Genomic DNA, 15,374 nt, shown 5'->3' on the forward strand with positions numbered 1-15,374 from the left:
ATCACCCTGGACGACCTGCCGATCCGCGAGGAGCTGCGCGGTCGCAGCCCGTACGGCGCTCCGCAGCTGGACGTGCCGGTGCGGTTGAACACCAACGAGAACTCGTACCCGTTGCCGGACGAGGTGGTCGAGGCGATCGCCGCGGCGGTCACCGCGCAGCTGCGTCAGCTCAACCGCTATCCGGACCGGGACGCGGTGGCGCTGCGCACCGACCTGGCCGGCTATCTCGGCCACCAGCTCACCGCCGACGAGGTGTGGGCCGCCAACGGTTCCAACGAGATCCAGCAGCAGCTGCTGCAGGCGTTCGCCGGGCCGGGCCGGGTGGCGTTGGGCTTCACCCCGGCGTACTCGATGCACCCGCTGCTGTCGGTGGGCACCGGCACCGGCTGGATCGACGGCCACCGTGGCCCGGACTTCGGCCTGACCGCCGCGCACGCCGTCGCCCAGATCCGCGAGCACCAGCCGGACCTGGTGTTCCTCTGCTCGCCGAACAACCCGACCGGCACGGCGCTGGACCCGCAGGTGGTGGACGCGGTGCTCGCCGCCGCGCCGGGCATGGTGGTGGTCGACGAGGCGTACGCGGAATTCGCCCGACCCGGCACGCCGACGGCGCTGGCGTTGCTGCCCGGACACCCGCGGCTGGTGGTCACCCGGACGATGAGCAAGGCGTTCGGTTTCGCCGGCGGCCGGTTGGGCTATCTGGCCGCCCACCCCGCGGTGGTCGACGCGGTCCAGTTGGTTCGGTTGCCGTACCATCTGTCCGCGCTGACCCAGGCGGCGGCCCGGGCCGCGCTGGCGCACCGCGACACCCTGCTCGGCACGGTACGTACGATCATGGTCGAGCGGGACCGGATCGTGACCGGTCTGCGCCGGCTCGGGTTGTCGGTGGCCGACAGCGACGCCAATTTCGTGTTGTTCGCCGTCGATGCCGGCCCGTCCGGCACCGACGGGCCCGGTGGCGACCAGCGTCGGGTCTGGCAGGCGTTGCTGGATCGCGGGGTGCTGGTCCGCGACGTCGGGCTGCCCGGCTGGCTGCGGGTCACCGCCGGCACCCCCGAGGAGACCGAAGCGTTCCTCACCGCGATGACCGACCTGACGGCGGAGGCGAACCTGACGGCGGAGGCGAATGTGACGGCGACAGCGAACGGAGTGACGAGATGAGCCGCACGGCGCGGGTCGAACGGACCACCGCCGAGACCAAGGTGCTGATCGAGCTGGATCTCGACGGCACCGGCCAGGGCGACATCAGCACCGGTGTCGGCTTCTACGACCACATGCTGAACCAGATCGCCCGGCACGGCGGGTTCGACCTCACCGTGCAGACCATCGGTGACCTGGAAATCGACGCCCATCACACGATGGAGGACACGGCCATCGCGTTGGGCGCCGCGTTGCGCGAGGCGCTGGGGGACAAGGCCGGCATCCGGCGCTACGGATCGGCCACCATCCCGATGGACGAGGTGCTGGTCCGGGCTGCTGTCGACCTGTCCGGCCGGCCGTACGTGGTGCATGACGAACCGTCCCTGGCGCCGTACATCGGTCCGGTCTACCCGACCAGCATGACCCGGCACATCTGGGAGTCCTTCGGCCACTCGGCGCTGGTCACGCTGCACGTGACGGTGCTGCGGGCGGCCCGCGACGGCGGCCACCCGGACGCCCACCACGTGGTGGAGGCCCAGTTCAAGGCGGTGTCCCGGGCGCTGCGCGAGGCGGTGGCGATCGACCCACGGTCCGCCGGCGCGGTGCCCAGCACCAAGGGCGCGCTGTAGCGTGGGTACCTTCCTGCCGGTGGCGCTGTTCGCGCTTGCCGGAGCGCTGGTCGGCGGTGCCCGGTCGCTGCACCGCCAGGGCGCCGGTCGTGGCGCGGTCGGCCTGACCGTCGTACTCGCGGTGCTCGCCGTCGCCGGTGGGGTGCTGTGGCTGCTTCCCGGAGGTGACCGATGACCGTCCCACCGCCACCGCCACCGCCACCGCCACTGGCCGTGCCGCCCGCGTCGCCGCCGCGGGTCGTGGTGCTCGACTACGGATCCGGCAACCTGCGCTCGGCCGAGCGGGCGTTGGCCCGCGCCGGGGCCGCCGTCACGGTCACCGCCGACCTGGCCGCAGCGGCTGCCGCCGACGGCCTGGTGGTGCCCGGTGTCGGGGCGTACGCGGCCTGCATGGCCGGTGTCGACGAGCTTGGCGCCGGCCCGGTGATCGCGCACCGGGTGGCCGCCGGGCGGCCGGTGCTCGGCATCTGCGTCGGCATGCAGATCCTGTTCGAGTACGGCGAGGAGCACGGCGTAATCACCAAGGGTCTGGGCCTGCTGCCCGGCGGGGTGCGGCGGCTGCCCGCCGAGCGGGTGCCGCACATGGGCTGGAACACCGTCGACGTGCCTGCCGGCAGCACGCTGTTCGCCGGGCTGCCCGGTGACGCCCGCTTCTACTTCGTGCACTCCTACGCCGCGCTCGACGCCGAGCCGTTGATCGCAGCCGGCACACTGGTCACCACCAGCGACCACGCGGGCAGGTTCGTCGCGGCCGCTGAGCGCGGGCCGCTGAGCGCGACCCAGTTCCATCCGGAGAAGTCCGCGCAGACCGGGGCGACGCTGCTCGGTAACTGGCTCGCGACCGTGGCCGGTGCCGGTGGGCACCGGTGAGCAAGGAACGTGCCCGTCGCCGGGCCGCCCGCCTCGCGCAGGCCGAGCGCGAACGGTCCGCCCGGGCCCGGGCCGCCGCCCGGCGGGAGCGCCGTCGCGCCATGCTGCGCCGGGTCACCCCACCGCGCCGGGCCGGGCGTACCGGCCGGCTGTTCATCCGGCGTAGCCCGGCGCAGCGGGCCGGGATCGCGGCGCTGACCGTGGCGGTGCTGGCCGTCGTCTGGCTCGCCGTACCGGATCTGGCCCTGCGCCTGCTGCTGACCACCGTGCTGCTGCTCGCCGCGCCTGCGGTCGTGGTGATCGCCCTGGGCCGGCGGACCTGACCGGGAGCCGACACCATCCCCGAGCCGACACCGTCCACCATCGAGGAGACGTCCCGTGACCCTGACCCTGCTTCCCGCTGTCGACGTCGTCGACGGCCAGGCCGTGCGCCTGGTGCAAGGTGCCGCCGGCAGCGAAACCTCCTACGGTGACCCGTTGGAGGCGGCGTTGGCCTGGCAGCGTGACGGGGCCGAGTGGATCCACCTGGTCGACCTCGACGCCGCGTTCGGTCGGGGGAGCAACGCCGACCTGCTCGCCGAGGTGGTGCGTCAGCTGGACGTGGCGGTGGAACTGTCCGGCGGAATCCGCGACGACGAGTCGCTGGCCGCCGCGCTCGGCACCGGCGCCGCCCGGGTCAACATCGGTACCGCCGCGCTGGAGGACCCGCTCTGGTGCGACCGGGTGGTCGGTGAGTACGGCGACCGGGTCGCGATCGGGCTGGACGTGCGTGGCCGTACCCTGGCCGCACGCGGCTGGACCCGCGACGGTGGTGACCTGTTCGAGGTGCTGGAGCGGCTCGACAAGGCCGGTGCGGCCCGGTACGTGGTCACCGACATCACCAAGGACGGCACGATGCGTGGGCCGAACCTGGAGCTGCTGCGCGAGGTGTGTGGGCGCACCGGTGCCCCGGTGATCGCCTCCGGCGGTGTGTCCACCCTGGATGATCTGCGGGCGCTGGCCACCCTCGAACAGATCGGGGTGGCGGGTGTGATCGCCGGCAAGGCCCTCTACGCGGGAGCGTTCACCGTCGCCGAGGCACTCGCCGCGCTGCGCGCCGCCGGCGCGACCGGTGGTGTCGACCCGGCTGGTGGTGCTGCGGCGGGTGGACGGCCATGAGCGTCGCGGTGCGGGTGATCCCCTGCCTCGACGTGGACGCCGGCCGGGTCGTCAAGGGGGTCAACTTCGTCGATCTGCGCGATGCCGGTGACCCGGTGGCGCTGGCCGCCGCGTACGACGCGGCCGGTGCCGACGAGCTGACCTTTCTCGACGTGACCGCTTCGTCGGACGACCGGGGCACCATGCTCGACGTGGTCCGGCGCACCGCCGAGTCGGTGTTCATCCCACTGACCGTCGGCGGTGGTGTGCGCTCGGTCGCCAACGTGGACACGCTGCTGCGCGCCGGCGCGGACAAGGTCGGGGTGAACACCGCGGCGATCGCCCGCCCCGAGCTCATCGCCGAGATCGCGCAGCGGTTCGGCCGGCAGGTCCTGGTGCTGTCGTTGGACGTACGCCGGGCCGCCGCGCGGACCGTGGCCGCTGGCGACATCCCGAGCGGGTTCGAGGTGACCACGCACGGCGGCCGGCGTGGCACCGCCCTGGACGCGGTGTGGTGGGCCCGGCGCGGTGCCGAACTCGGTGCCGGGGAGATCCTGCTGAACTCGATGGACGCCGACGGGACCAAGGCCGGCTTCGACGTGGAGCTCATCGCGGCGGTCCGGGCCGCGGTCGACATCCCGGTGATCGCCAGTGGCGGGGCCGGGGCAACCGCGCACTTCCCGCCGGCCGTGGCCGCCGGTGCCGACGCGGTCCTCGCCGCCAGCGTGTTCCACTTCGGCGAGTTGACCATCGGCGCGGTCAAGCGGGAGTTGCGTGCCGCCGGTCACCCGGTGCGTTGACGGTCGCCGCCCGGCCGGTTCAGGACGGCGAGCGGTTGGCGGTGGTGTTCTCCACCGACCGCCGTGGCGCGGGCGGGCGGAACCGGCCGCTGTGCTCGAGTATCGCCGCGGTGTGCTCCTGGTCGTCCAGCTGCCACTCGCCGTCCTGGGCCGGGTAGCGACGGCCGAGTACGCCGTGCACGCTGTCCACCGTCGTGGTCAGCCCGCTGCGCGGGCGGTCGCGCCAGAGCTGCTCGCCGGCGCCGGTGAGCTGGAACCAGCCGTCGGCGACCGAGATCAGATCGGCGGCGAGGAGCCGACGGACGCCGGTCTCGATCTCCTGCCGTACGGGGACGGCATGGTTGAGATGCTCGGCGGTGGACAGCACGTCGGCCAGGCGGACTCCCTCCGGCCGCCGGCTCAGCGGTGACCGCCGGTGCCGGCCGACCTTTCCCGCGATGGCCACCGATACGAAGATCCACGCGTCCGACCAAGCCCACCCCTCGTCCGTCATCCGCCCATGATGCCGCGCCGTGCCCGTCGACGGAACTCCTGTGCTTGGCTGTTGTCATGCTTTTGCCGCGTCCTACCCGGCTGATCCGTGAGGCCGGACATTTCGCCCTCGGGCCGGCGACCGGGGTACACGCCCCCGACGAGATAGCTGACCTGCTGCGGGAGCTGATCACTCCGGCTACCGGGCTGCCGCTGCCACCGGCGACCGGCCCCGCGACGGGAGTGATCAGCCTGCGGCTGGCCGCCGACGACGCGGAGCTGGGCGCGGAGGGCTACCGGCTGGCGGTGGAGCCGACCGGGGTACGGGTGGTGGCCGCCACCGAGGCCGGCCTGCGCTGGGCGGTGCAGACCCTGCGTCAGTTGCTGCCCGAGCAGGTGTACGCCACCGGGCCGGTGCGCGCAGTCGCGTGGTGGCTGCCCTGCGTCGAGATCGTCGACGTCCCGACGTACGCGTGGCGTGGCTCCTTGCTGGACGTCGCCCGCTGGTGCCACCCGCTGCCGTTCCTCTACCGCTACGTGGACCTGCTGGCCCTGCACAAGCTGAACACGCTGCACCTGCATCTCACCGACGACCAGGGCTGGCGTTTCGAGGTGCGCCGTTTTCCCCGGCTGACCGAGATCGGCGGTTTCCGGGCCGCGTCCCCGGCCGGGCACGCCCGTGACGGCCGCACCGATGCGGTGCCGCACGGCGGTTGGTACCGCCAGTCGGACCTGCGTGACCTGGTGACGTACGCGGCGCGGCGCGGGGTGCGGATCATGCCGGAGATCGATCTGCCCGGCCACGCGCAGGCGGCGATCGCCGCGTACCCCGAGTTCGGCAACGACCCGCACCGGCGACTGACGGTCGGCACGACCTGGGGGATCTCCACCCACGTGCTGAACCTGGAGCCGGCCACCTTCGCCGCGGTCTGCGACATCATGGACGAGGTCGCCGACGTGTTTCCGTTCGAGTACCTGCACGTCGGCGGGGACGAGGTGCCGACCGCCGAGTGGGCGGCCAGCCCGGCGGCGGGCGCCCGCGCCGCCGAACTCGGCCTGTCCCGGGTGGCCGACCTGCAGGGCTGGTGGACCGGACAGCTCGCCACGCACCTGGCCGGCCGGGGTCGGCGGATCGGCGTCTGGGACGAACTGCTCGACCGGGCGGTGCCCGCCGGAGCGACCGTGTTCGCCTGGCGGGGCACCGACCGCGTCGACGCGGCCCGGGCGGCCGGGCTGCCGGTGGTCGCCGCGCCCTACACCCACACCTACTTCGACTGGGCCGAGGCCGACGGCCCGGACGAACCGTTGGCCATCGCCGGGGTGCTGCCGCTGGAGCAGGTGTACGGGTACCAGCCCGGTGCCGTACTCGGGGTGCAGGGGCAGTTGTGGAGTGAGTACCTGCCGACCCCGCAGTTGGTGCAGTGGCGGGCGTTTCCCCGGTTGGCGGCGCTGGCCGAGGTCGGCTGGAGCGGCCCGGTCGACCTGGACGGCCAGGGCGAGGTGCCGCCCGGCACGCTGACCGAGTTCCGGACCCGGCTCGGCCGGCACCTGCGCCGGCTCGACCAGCTCGGCGTCGGCTACCGGCCGCTCACCTGAACGGCCGGAACCGGTGCCGGGGCGCAGGGCACCGTACACGGCGATTCCGATGACCACGACGTTGCTGATCGTGCCGAGACCGGGACGCTGCCGCAGCGGGATCCACAGCAGCAACACGACGGCGCCCACCAGCGCAGCCACGGTGCCGAAGCTCATGCTCGCGCCGTACAGCACGAGGCCGAGGTAGAGCTGGCCGAGCCGGTGGGGAAGTCGGCCGCTGAGGTCATTGCCAATCTTCTTCACGCATGCCACTCTGGTGGCCAATATTTCGGGTGGGTATGGCCAATTGGGGGTAGGTGGCTGTGGCGGTCGTGGTCCGAGGCAGCCAATTGGCTCGGTTGCTCGGGCAGTGGCATGCCCTTCCGGGGCGGCGACGCAGTCCGGACTACGCGGCGCTCGCCGCCGCCGTCCGTGGGCTGCTCGCCGATGGCCGGCTGCCGCTGGGGGTACGGCTGCCGGCCGAACGCGAACTCGCCGAAGCGCTGCGGGTCAGCCGGACCACCGTCACGGCGGCGTACCGCAGCCTGCGTGAGAGCGGTCACCTGACCAGCCGGCGCGGGGCGGGCAGCTGGACCACCCTGCCCAGCGGCCACCAGGTGGCCAGTTCCGGGCTGTGGACCGCGACCACCGATCTGGACATGATCGACCTCGGATACGCCGCGCTGGCCGCCCCACCCGAGCTGGTTCCGGCGGCCCGGGCGGCTACCGAGGATCTGCCCCGATACCTGCAGCACGTCGGCTACTTCCCGACCGGGCTCGACGAGCTGCGGGCGGCGGTCGCGCAGGGCTACACCCGGCGTGGCCTGGCCACCAGCGCCGAGCAGATCATGGTGACCAGCGGCACCCAGCACGCCCTCGACCTGGTGTTGCGGCTGTTGCTGCCGCCGGGCGCGCCGGTGCTCGTCGAGTCACCGACCTATCCCAACGCCCTGGCGGCACTGGCCGCCCGTCGCGCCCGGATCAGCACCCACGGCCTGGGCACCGAGGGCGGCAGCGGGGGCTGGGACGCCGAGCTGCTGCTCGCCGCGATCCGGCAGGACCGGCCACGGCTGGCGTACCTGATCCCGGAGTTCCAGAACCCGACCGGGCACCTGATGTCGACGCAGTTGCGGGAGCGGATCGTCGCCGCCGCCCATGCCAGCGGAACCGATCTGGTCATCGACGAATCGTTCGTGGACCTGCCACTGGACGGCACGGTGGTACCGCCGCCGACGGCCGTCTTCGACCGCCACTCCCGGGTGATCTCGATCGGCGGGATGAGCAAACCGTACTGGGGTGGGCTGCGTATCGGCTGGGTCCGCGCCTCGGCCCCGCTGGTGCAGCGCCTCGCCGCCCTGCGGGTGGGGGTCGACATGGCCGGACCGGTGCTCGACCAGTTGGTCGGGGTGCATCTGCTGGCCGCCGCGCAGACCATCGTGCCGGCCCGGATCGCGCAGTTGACCGCCCAGCGGGACGCGCTGCTGGCCGCGCTGGCCGAGGACCTGCCCGAGTGGCGGGTGAGCGTCCCGCACGGCGGGGTGACCCTGTGGGCGGAGCTCGACGGCCCGATCTCCAGCGCGCTGGCCCGCGCCGCCGAGGAAGCCGGGGTACGCCTGGCACCCGGCCCACGGTTCGGCATCGACGGCACCTTGGAGCGGTTTCTCCGGTTGCCGTTCACGCTGCCGGTGCCGGAGCTGATCGACGCGGTGCGCCGGATCGCCGCGGTCCGCTACGACCTGGACCGCACCAGCCGCCGCCAGTGGCGGGAACCCGCCATGATCGCCTGACGGCGGCTGGTGCGCCGACCCCACGGTCAGATCTCGGCCAGCTGCCCGGCGTACATCCGATCGATCTCGGCGGCGAAGTTGTCCTCCACGACCCGCCGCTTGATTTTGAGCGATGGCGTCATCTCGCCGTCCTCGATGGTGAGGTCACGGGTGAGGATGGTGAACTTCTTGATCGTCTCCCAGCGGTTGAGTTTGCCGTTGAGCTCGTCGACGTAGCCCTCGACCAGGTCGTGCAGCTCGGCGGAGGCGACCACGTCGGCGTACGGCTTGTCAGCCAGCGACCCGCCGGCCGCCCAGCCGGCGATCGCGTCCGGATCGATGGTGATCAGCATCGTACAGTAGTTGCGGGCCTGTCCGATCACCACCGCCTGGGAGGTGTACGGGCAGGTCGCCTTGAACAGCCCTTCGATGTGCGAGGGCGCGATGTACTTGCCGCCGGAGGTCTTGACCAGGTCCTTCTTGCGGTCGGTCACGGTCAGGTAGCCGTCGTCGTCGACCATGCCGATGTCGCCGGTGCGGAAGAACCCGTCGTCGGTGAACACCTCGGCGGTCTCCGCCGGCAGGTTGTGGTAGCCGCGCATCACCGGTACGCCGCGCAGCAGGATCTCGCCGTCGGCGTCGATACGGCACTCCAGGTCGCCGAGGGCCTGCCCGACCGTACCGATCTTGATGCGACCCGGCCGGTTGACGAAGTTGGCCGCGCTGGCCTCGGTCAGCCCGTACCCCTCGCAGATCGGCAGGTTCGCCGCGGCGAAGAACTCGGCGATGTCCTTGCTCAGCGGCGCCGACCCGGAGACCAGCACCCGGATGTGCCCGCCGAGGCGGGCCTGCAGCTTGCTGAAGACCAGCTTCTCGGCGATCGCGTACCTCAGTTTGAGGCCGCCCGGCACCGGGTCGCCGGCCTGCTCCAGCGCTACCTTCCGCTTGCCGACATCGACGGCCCAGCCGAAGATCTTGGCCTTCGCGCCGGCACCGTCGCGGGCGGTGGTGACGGCCTTGTTGTAGACCTTCTCGAAGATCCTGGGTGCCGCGCACATCAGGGTCGGCCGGACCAGACTCAGCATGTCGACCAGCCTGTCCACCCGGCCGTCCACAAAGGTCGGTAGCCCTACGTGGATGATGCCGCAGAGCAGTGTCTTGCCGAACGAGTGCGACAACGGTAGCCAGAGATACTGCAGATCGTCCGGATTCATGATGTTGAGGTCGGCCTGGGCGACCGCTTCCCAGCACCAGCCCCGGTGCAGCAGCTCGACCCCCTTGGGCCGCCCGGTGGTGCCCGAGGTGTAGATCAGGGTGGCGAGGTGCTCCGGTTCGATGCTGGTGGCGATCCGCTCGACCAGACCGGGCTCGGCGGCGAGCACCTCGGCCCCGCGGGCCTCCAGATCGGCGAGGGTGAGTTGCGGTACGGCCGCTGCCGGGTCTGGTACGCCGTCGATGAGCACCACGTGGGTGAGCGTGAGCGACTCGGTGCCGGTGATCTTGCCAGCCTGGTCGGGATTCTCCGCGATGAGAACCTTGGAACCCGAGTCGCCGACGATGTACGTCGCGCCCTCGGGTTCGGTCGTCGGATAAACCGTCGTCGTCGCGCCGCCCGCACACATGACGCCGAGGTCGGCAAGCACCCATTCGATCCGGGTGCCGGAAAGGATCGTGACCCGGTCCTCGTTGCCGATCCCGAGGCTGTACAGGCCGGCCGCGATCGCCTTGGTGCGCTGGGCGACCTGGCTCCAACTCAGCCAGGTCATGCCGGAATCGTCTGGAGTGGGGTGGGCGAAGGCGTTCTTGTCCGGCGTCGCGGCTACCCGCTGGAGGAACATATCGGGAATCGACCTGTATGGGACGTCGAGAGCCATCTGGTGCGTCGCCTCCGGTATGTGATCGTGAGCGCCGTCACGTTAATTCGGTGTTACCGAACAGTAGTGCCAATGTCGCCTTCCGGGCTAGTCCCAAGCCTGCCTGGGCGACGCGAGTGCGTCCAGAACCGGGCGGCTCATGGTTCGTCTCGGCCGGACGAAACGCGCGCGGCACACCGGCGCCGGTCGGGTGCGCGCGGTACCGCCGGACCCGCGTCGCGGCGCCATCGCCGGTGTAGTGGATCACACGTCGACAGTATGGCCATATCGATATATAAATCTGCCGACGTCTCCCGCATACGATCCCATCGATCGATATCCCGATCGTCCACCCGCGAGTGAACGGCCAAAAGCCGTCGCGGGTGTCCGGCATCTTGAAGGGACAGGGGATGACAAGTCTCCGCACACACAGCCGACGGCTGCTGCTCGTCGGCTGTGCCGCCGCGGTCGCGACCGCACTGGTCAGCAACCCGGCTGCCGCCGCCCCAGCTGGTGAGATCCAGCAGGCCGGTGGCACCACCGCCGTCGCCGGCAGCTACATCGTGGTGCTCAAGGACACCATGGTGGCCGGCAAGGCGGGCTCGGCCCGCGCCGCCGCGATCACCGACCGCGCCGACAGCCTCGCCGGCCAGTACGGCGGTGCGGTCAACCGGGTCTTCGCAACCGCGGTGAACGGCTTCGAGGCGACGCTGTCCGCGGCTGCGGCCCGGCGGCTGGCCGCGCACTCGTCGGTCGCGTACGTCGAGCAGAACCACACGGTCTCCCTCGCCGCCACGCAGACCAACCCGCCGTCCTGGGGTCTGGACCGGATCGACCAGCGCAACCTGCCGTTGAGCCGCAGCTACACCTACCCCACCACGGCCACCAACGTCACCGCCTACATCATCGACACCGGCATCCGTACCACCCACAACGACTTCGGCGGCCGGGCCCGCGCCGGCTTCGACGCGTTCGGCGGCACCTCGGCCGACTGCAACGGGCACGGCACGCATGTCGCCGGCACGGTGGGCGGCGCCGCGTACGGTGTGGCCAAGGGCGTGCGGTTGGTCGCCGTGCGGGTACTCAACTGCTCGGGTAGCGGCACCATCGCCGGGGTCGTCGCCGGCGTCGACTACGTCACCGCGAACGCGGTCAAGCCGGCGGTGGCCAACATGAGCCTCGGCGGCGGGGCCAGCAGCACCCTGGACGCCGCGGTGACCCGGTCGATCTCCTCCGGCGTCAGCTACGCGGTGGCGGCGGGCAACTCCAACGCCAACGCCTGCAACTACTCGCCGGCCCGGGTTCCCACCGCGATCACCGTCGGCGCGACCACCAGCACCGACGCGCGGGCGTCGTACTCGAACATCGGCAGCTGCCTCGACCTGTTCGCACCGGGATCGTCGATCACCTCCGCCTGGTACACCAGCAACACCGCGACCAACACCATCAGCGGCACCTCGATGGCGTCCCCGCACGTCGCCGGCGCCGCCGCCCTGGTGCTGGGCCGGTTCCCGTCCTACACGCCGGCGCAGGTCGCCAGCTACCTGGTCACCAACGCCACCACCGGCGTGGTGACCGGCGCTGGTAGCGGCTCGCCGAACCGCCTGCTCTACGTCGTCAACTGAGCTGGCGGTTGGGCCGATCGACTCGATCGGTCGACCCGGTGAACTGAGTGGATCACGCGGCCCCCGGGAACTCCCAGCGTCCGGGGGCCGCACCAATACCGGATACGCGTTGTCGTGAGTCCCGGAACGAGCGATGTGCACTGATCGCTAGATCAGGGCAATGTGTAGCTGAATAGATACTGTGAGTTAGATGAGGGAATCGGTATAAGGGTTCGTCGACCAGAACCGGCCTAGGATCGGTCCGATCGGCATCGCCGATCGTCCATGTGTCCGAAGTGGTTACCTCCGCGCCACCGGACACGTAGACCGACGGAAGGACGGAGATGACACCCCTGCGCACGTACGTCCGGCGCGCCCTGGTGCTCACCGCGACGGCGACCGTGGCCACCGCGATGGTCGCTCCCGCGGCCGCCGCGGCCCCGACCGGCGAGATCCGCCAGGCCGGTGGCGCCACTGCGGTAGCGAACAGCTACCTCGTCGCCCTGCACGACAGCGCCGTGAGCGGCGCCAACGAGACCCGCATCGCCCGGATCGCCTCCCGGGCCGCCAACCTGGCCGGCGCCTACGGCGGTGTGGTCAACCGGCTGTACGGTTCCGCGTTCACCGGCTTCGAGGTGAAGCTGTCCGCCGTGGCCGCCCGACGGCTGGCGGCGAACTCCGCCGTCGCCTACGTGGAGCAGAACCACACCGTCTCGCTGGCCGGCACCCAGCCCAACCCACCGTCCTGGGGTCTGGACCGGATCGATCAGCGTTACCTGCCGCTGGACCTGTCCTACACCTACCCGAACACGGCGCCCAGGGTCACCGCGTACATCATCGACACCGGGATCCGGTTCGACCACACCGACCTCTACCCGCGAGCCACGCCCGGATTCGACGCCTTCGGTGGCACCGCCGCTGACTGCAACGGGCACGGCACCCACGTGGCCGGCACGGTCGGTGGCACCAGGTTCGGGGTCGCCAAGGAGGTGCAGCTGGTAGCCGTACGGGTGCTGAACTGCTCGGGCAGCGGCACCCTCGCCAGCGTGATCGCCGGTGTCGACTGGGTCACCGCCAACGCCCGCAAACCGGCGGTGGCGAACATGAGCCTCGGCGGCGGGGCGAGCGCCACGCTGGACAGCGCGGTGAGCAACTCGATCGCCTCCGGGATCACCTACGCGGTGGCGGCGGGCAACTCGAACGCCGACGCCTGCGGCTTCTCGCCCGCCAGGGTACCGACGGCGATCACCGTCGGCGCCACCGACCGCAACGACAACCGCGCACCGTACTCCAACTGGGGTCGTTGCCTGGACCTGTTCGCCCCGGGCTCGGCGATCACCTCCGCGTGGCACACCAGCCCGACGGCCACCAACACGATCAACGGCACCTCGATGGCGTCCCCGCACGTCGCCGGTGCCGCCGCCATGGTGCTCTACGCCTATCCCAGTTACACCCCGGCCCAGGTGACCGCCTTCCTCCTACGGATCGCCACCCCCGATGTGGTGATCAACCCCGGTACCGGATCGCCCAACCTGCTGCTCTACGTACGGTTCCGGACCGTGGTCCCGACGGTGATCCCGACGCTGACGGTGCGGCCGACGGTCATCCCGACAGCGACGGTGCGGCCGACGGTGATCCCGACGCTGACGGTGCGGCCGACGGTGGTCCCGACGGTCATCCCGACGTTCCCGACCCTGTCGCCACGGCCGACGCTCCCACCGCTGACGCCGGTGCCGCTGGACTGACGGGCCGAGTAACGACGATCGCCGGGGCGGGTCCGCCACGCCCCGGCGATTCGCCGTCAGCGGTCGCGGCCGGCCAGGTCACTGGTATCGGCTGGAGTTCATGGACCAGTCGTAGGTGCCCCGGATCCAGTGGCGGCGGGCGGCGACGAGACGGACCACCGGCGGCGGTGCGTCGGCCAGCACCTCCGCCTGGAGCCGTAGATACAGCGCCAGGCCGTCGTTGAAGGCCGTCACCGCGTCGGCGAGCGCGTTCACCGGATCCTGTCCGGTCTGGTGGGCGATGACCGCGGCCAGGTTGTGATTGTCCTGGTCGCGTTCCTTGTCGTACGAGAACAGATCGTTGCACCAACAGACGAGATCCGCGGCGACAGTGTTCAGCCTCGCGAGCTTCGGGTCAACCCGGTGACGGGAATGCGGCAGTCCGCCTCCGGCGAGGTCGGTGAGCGCGAAACTGGGCAGTACCGCGCCGGTGTGCCGGCGCATCTGTACGTACTCGGCGACTGTCGGCACCCGTCCCTGCTCGCGGTTGCCGGCCTCCCAGACCAGCGCGAAGAGGTAGTGGTGCAGCGAGGCGGCGAAGCGCAACAGGGCTCCGGGCCGCCCCTGCCGCCGGATGCGGCCACAGATGTCGGCCAGCGCCGTGGCCAGTGGCGGCCGGTCCGTCGCCGGTGCCCCGGCTGGCTCGCCGAGCTGGTCGAGAACCTGCATCAGCACGCTGACCAGCGGCGAGATCCGGCCAGGATCGGCGCCGATGCCGTCTTCGTCACAGACGTCGTCGAGCGCGAACAGCCAGGTGATGAGATCGCTCAGCAGCTGCAGCCCGGTCGGGTTGGCGTCCGGTGCGGCCCGGGCGGCCAACTCCGCGGCGTTGGCCCGGCGCAGCCGCTGCGCGGCGTCCGGGTCGGCGGCCAGGCCGTGGCGGGCGGCCCATCGCACGGACGCACGGGCCAGCACCGGTTCGTACGGGCTCGCCCGTGGGTGGAAGGGCGGAGCGACGACGGCAGTGGGCGCGAACGTGCGCATTGGTCCTCCCACCGGGCGCCCGGCGGAGGGATGGCGCACCGTGGTGATCATCATCGCGGCCGGCAGGGGCAGCGGCGAGTATCACCACTAGAAGCCGAAGGCGGCGTTACGCAATCGTTCTTCGAACACGGACGGGCAGTCGATCTCGACTCGGGAGACCCGCTGCCGCCCGGTCAGGAACATCACCAGCTCGCCCGGCGGGGCACTGATCAGTACCGGGTCGTCACCGACGCCGACGGCGAACTCCCCGTAACCGTCGGCGAGCACCCGTACCCTGCCCGGGAAGCGACGCAGGTGCAGCTTGCCCAGTGCCACGACACGCTTCCACAACGCTGCCTGCTCACCGGGCGGTACGTCCCGAGGCTGCCAATCGGGCTGGGCACGGCGTACGTCCTCGTGGTGGATGAAGAACTCCATCAGGTTGGCGACCTCGTCGGTGACCGGGTTGCTCATCGGGCTCCACGCCGGTGGTCGGCGGACCAGCTGGACCAGCTCCGGGAAGGGCCGCGCGGCCAGGCCCGTGCGCACCCGCTCGCTGTGTCGGCGCAGCAGCGGCAGCCAGATCCCCGGCATCGCGTCCGGGCGGCGTTCCCGCACGACGAGATGCGCGGCCAGGTCCCGGGTGGTCCATCCGTCGTTCACCGTCGGGGCATCCGGACCGACCGCGAGGAACAGGTCGGCCAGGGACTGACGTTCCATCTGTGCGAACCGCGCCATGTGTCGATCCTAAGGGCGAGTACGGCGACATGCCGGGGCAAGCC

Annotated in this window: 15 protein-coding genes and 1 pseudogene; 11 read left to right on the forward strand and 5 right to left on the reverse strand. The window is 71.4% G+C overall.

Annotated features, from left to right (window positions below; translation table 11 throughout):
* The 7 genes from ACN27F_RS30425 (at position 1) to hisF (ending at position 4,576) form a co-directional block, all read left to right on the forward strand.
* Positions 1-1,161 carry a histidinol-phosphate transaminase gene (locus ACN27F_RS30425; protein ID WP_421440557.1) on the forward strand — a complete coding sequence of 387 codons (1,161 nt, stop codon included), beginning with the start codon at positions 1-3 and terminating at the stop codon, positions 1,159-1,161.
* Positions 1,158-1,769: an imidazoleglycerol-phosphate dehydratase HisB gene (gene hisB, locus ACN27F_RS30430; RefSeq protein ID WP_421438903.1), complete on the forward strand. Its 612-nt coding sequence runs from the start codon at positions 1,158-1,160 to the stop codon at positions 1,767-1,769. Before ACN27F_RS30425 ends, hisB begins: the two co-directional genes overlap by 4 nt.
* Before the next feature lies 1 nt (position 1,770).
* Positions 1,771-1,944 carry a hypothetical protein gene (locus tag ACN27F_RS30435; RefSeq protein ID WP_421438904.1) on the forward strand — a complete coding sequence of 58 codons (174 nt, stop codon included), beginning with the start codon at positions 1,771-1,773 and terminating at the stop codon, positions 1,942-1,944.
* A 65-nt stretch (positions 1,945-2,009) separates the two neighbouring features.
* On the forward strand, positions 2,010-2,639 hold the full coding sequence (gene hisH, locus ACN27F_RS30440; protein ID WP_421440559.1) for an imidazole glycerol phosphate synthase subunit HisH: 630 nt from the start codon (positions 2,010-2,012) through the stop codon (positions 2,637-2,639).
* A complete protein-coding gene (locus tag ACN27F_RS30445; RefSeq protein WP_421438905.1) occupies positions 2,636-2,962 on the forward strand; it encodes a hypothetical protein in 327 nt (108 codons plus the stop codon). The genes hisH and ACN27F_RS30445 overlap by 4 nt, the downstream gene beginning before the upstream one ends.
* A 55-nt stretch (positions 2,963-3,017) precedes the next feature.
* Positions 3,018-3,797 (forward strand): bifunctional 1-(5-phosphoribosyl)-5-((5-phosphoribosylamino)methylideneamino)imidazole-4-carboxamide isomerase/phosphoribosylanthranilate isomerase PriA, encoded by a 780-nt coding sequence (priA, locus tag ACN27F_RS30450; protein WP_421438906.1) that lies wholly within the window; start codon positions 3,018-3,020, stop codon positions 3,795-3,797.
* Positions 3,794-4,576, forward strand: a complete 783-nt coding sequence (gene hisF / locus ACN27F_RS30455; protein WP_421438907.1) for an imidazole glycerol phosphate synthase subunit HisF — start codon at positions 3,794-3,796, stop codon at positions 4,574-4,576. Before priA ends, hisF begins: the two co-directional genes overlap by 4 nt.
* 19 nt (positions 4,577-4,595) lie before the next feature.
* On the opposite strand, the gene ACN27F_RS30460 is transcribed toward hisF, so the two are convergent.
* Positions 4,596-5,069 carry a hypothetical protein gene (locus ACN27F_RS30460; protein WP_421438908.1) on the reverse strand — a complete coding sequence of 158 codons (474 nt, stop codon included), beginning with the start codon at positions 5,067-5,069 and terminating at the stop codon, positions 4,596-4,598.
* 56 nt (positions 5,070-5,125) lie between these two features.
* On the opposite strand from ACN27F_RS30460, the gene ACN27F_RS30465 reads away from it, so the two are divergent.
* Positions 5,126-6,643, forward strand: coding sequence for a beta-N-acetylhexosaminidase (locus ACN27F_RS30465; RefSeq protein ID WP_421438909.1), 1,518 nt, complete (start codon positions 5,126-5,128; stop codon positions 6,641-6,643).
* Between the two features lie 24 nt (positions 6,644-6,667).
* Here the strand turns inward: ACN27F_RS30465 and ACN27F_RS30470 are convergent.
* A pseudogene (locus ACN27F_RS30470) lies at positions 6,668-6,886 on the reverse strand (hypothetical protein); the annotation flags it as partial.
* 59 nt (positions 6,887-6,945) lie between these two features.
* Between ACN27F_RS30470 and ACN27F_RS30475 the strand changes: the two are divergent.
* A complete protein-coding gene (locus tag ACN27F_RS30475) occupies positions 6,946-8,409 on the forward strand; it encodes a PLP-dependent aminotransferase family protein (RefSeq protein WP_421438910.1) in 1,464 nt (487 codons plus the stop codon).
* Positions 8,410-8,435: 26 nt separating this feature from the next.
* On the opposite strand, the gene ACN27F_RS30480 is transcribed toward ACN27F_RS30475, so the two are convergent.
* Complete coding sequence (locus ACN27F_RS30480; RefSeq protein ID WP_421438911.1) at positions 8,436-10,262, reverse strand: AMP-dependent synthetase/ligase; 1,827 nt, start codon at positions 10,260-10,262, stop codon at positions 8,436-8,438.
* Between the two features lie 389 nt (positions 10,263-10,651).
* Here ACN27F_RS30480 and ACN27F_RS30485 point away from each other — a divergent pair, with 389 nt between their 5' ends.
* Together ACN27F_RS30485 and ACN27F_RS30490 are read left to right on the forward strand one after the other, a co-directional pair.
* A complete protein-coding gene (locus ACN27F_RS30485; protein ID WP_421438912.1) occupies positions 10,652-11,866 on the forward strand; it encodes a S8 family serine peptidase in 1,215 nt (404 codons plus the stop codon).
* A gap of 323 nt (positions 11,867-12,189) precedes the next feature.
* Positions 12,190-13,590, forward strand: coding sequence for a S8 family serine peptidase (locus ACN27F_RS30490; RefSeq protein WP_421438913.1), 1,401 nt, complete (start codon positions 12,190-12,192; stop codon positions 13,588-13,590).
* A gap of 78 nt (positions 13,591-13,668) precedes the next feature.
* Here ACN27F_RS30490 and ACN27F_RS30495 read toward each other — a convergent pair whose 3' ends face one another.
* Positions 13,669-14,613 carry a terpene synthase family protein gene (locus tag ACN27F_RS30495; RefSeq protein ID WP_421438914.1) on the reverse strand — a complete coding sequence of 315 codons (945 nt, stop codon included), beginning with the start codon at positions 14,611-14,613 and terminating at the stop codon, positions 13,669-13,671.
* Positions 14,614-14,700: 87 nt separating this feature from the next.
* The gene (locus ACN27F_RS30500) at positions 14,701-15,330 is read right to left on the reverse strand and encodes a TIGR03085 family metal-binding protein (RefSeq protein ID WP_421438915.1); all 630 of its coding nucleotides are present in this window, start codon (positions 15,328-15,330) and stop codon (positions 14,701-14,703) included.
* Positions 15,331-15,374 lie beyond the last annotated feature (44 nt).

This window comes from Solwaraspora sp. WMMB335, from assembly GCF_049179075.1.
In the GTDB taxonomy this organism is placed as follows: Bacteria; Actinomycetota; Actinomycetes; order Mycobacteriales; family Micromonosporaceae; genus Micromonospora_E.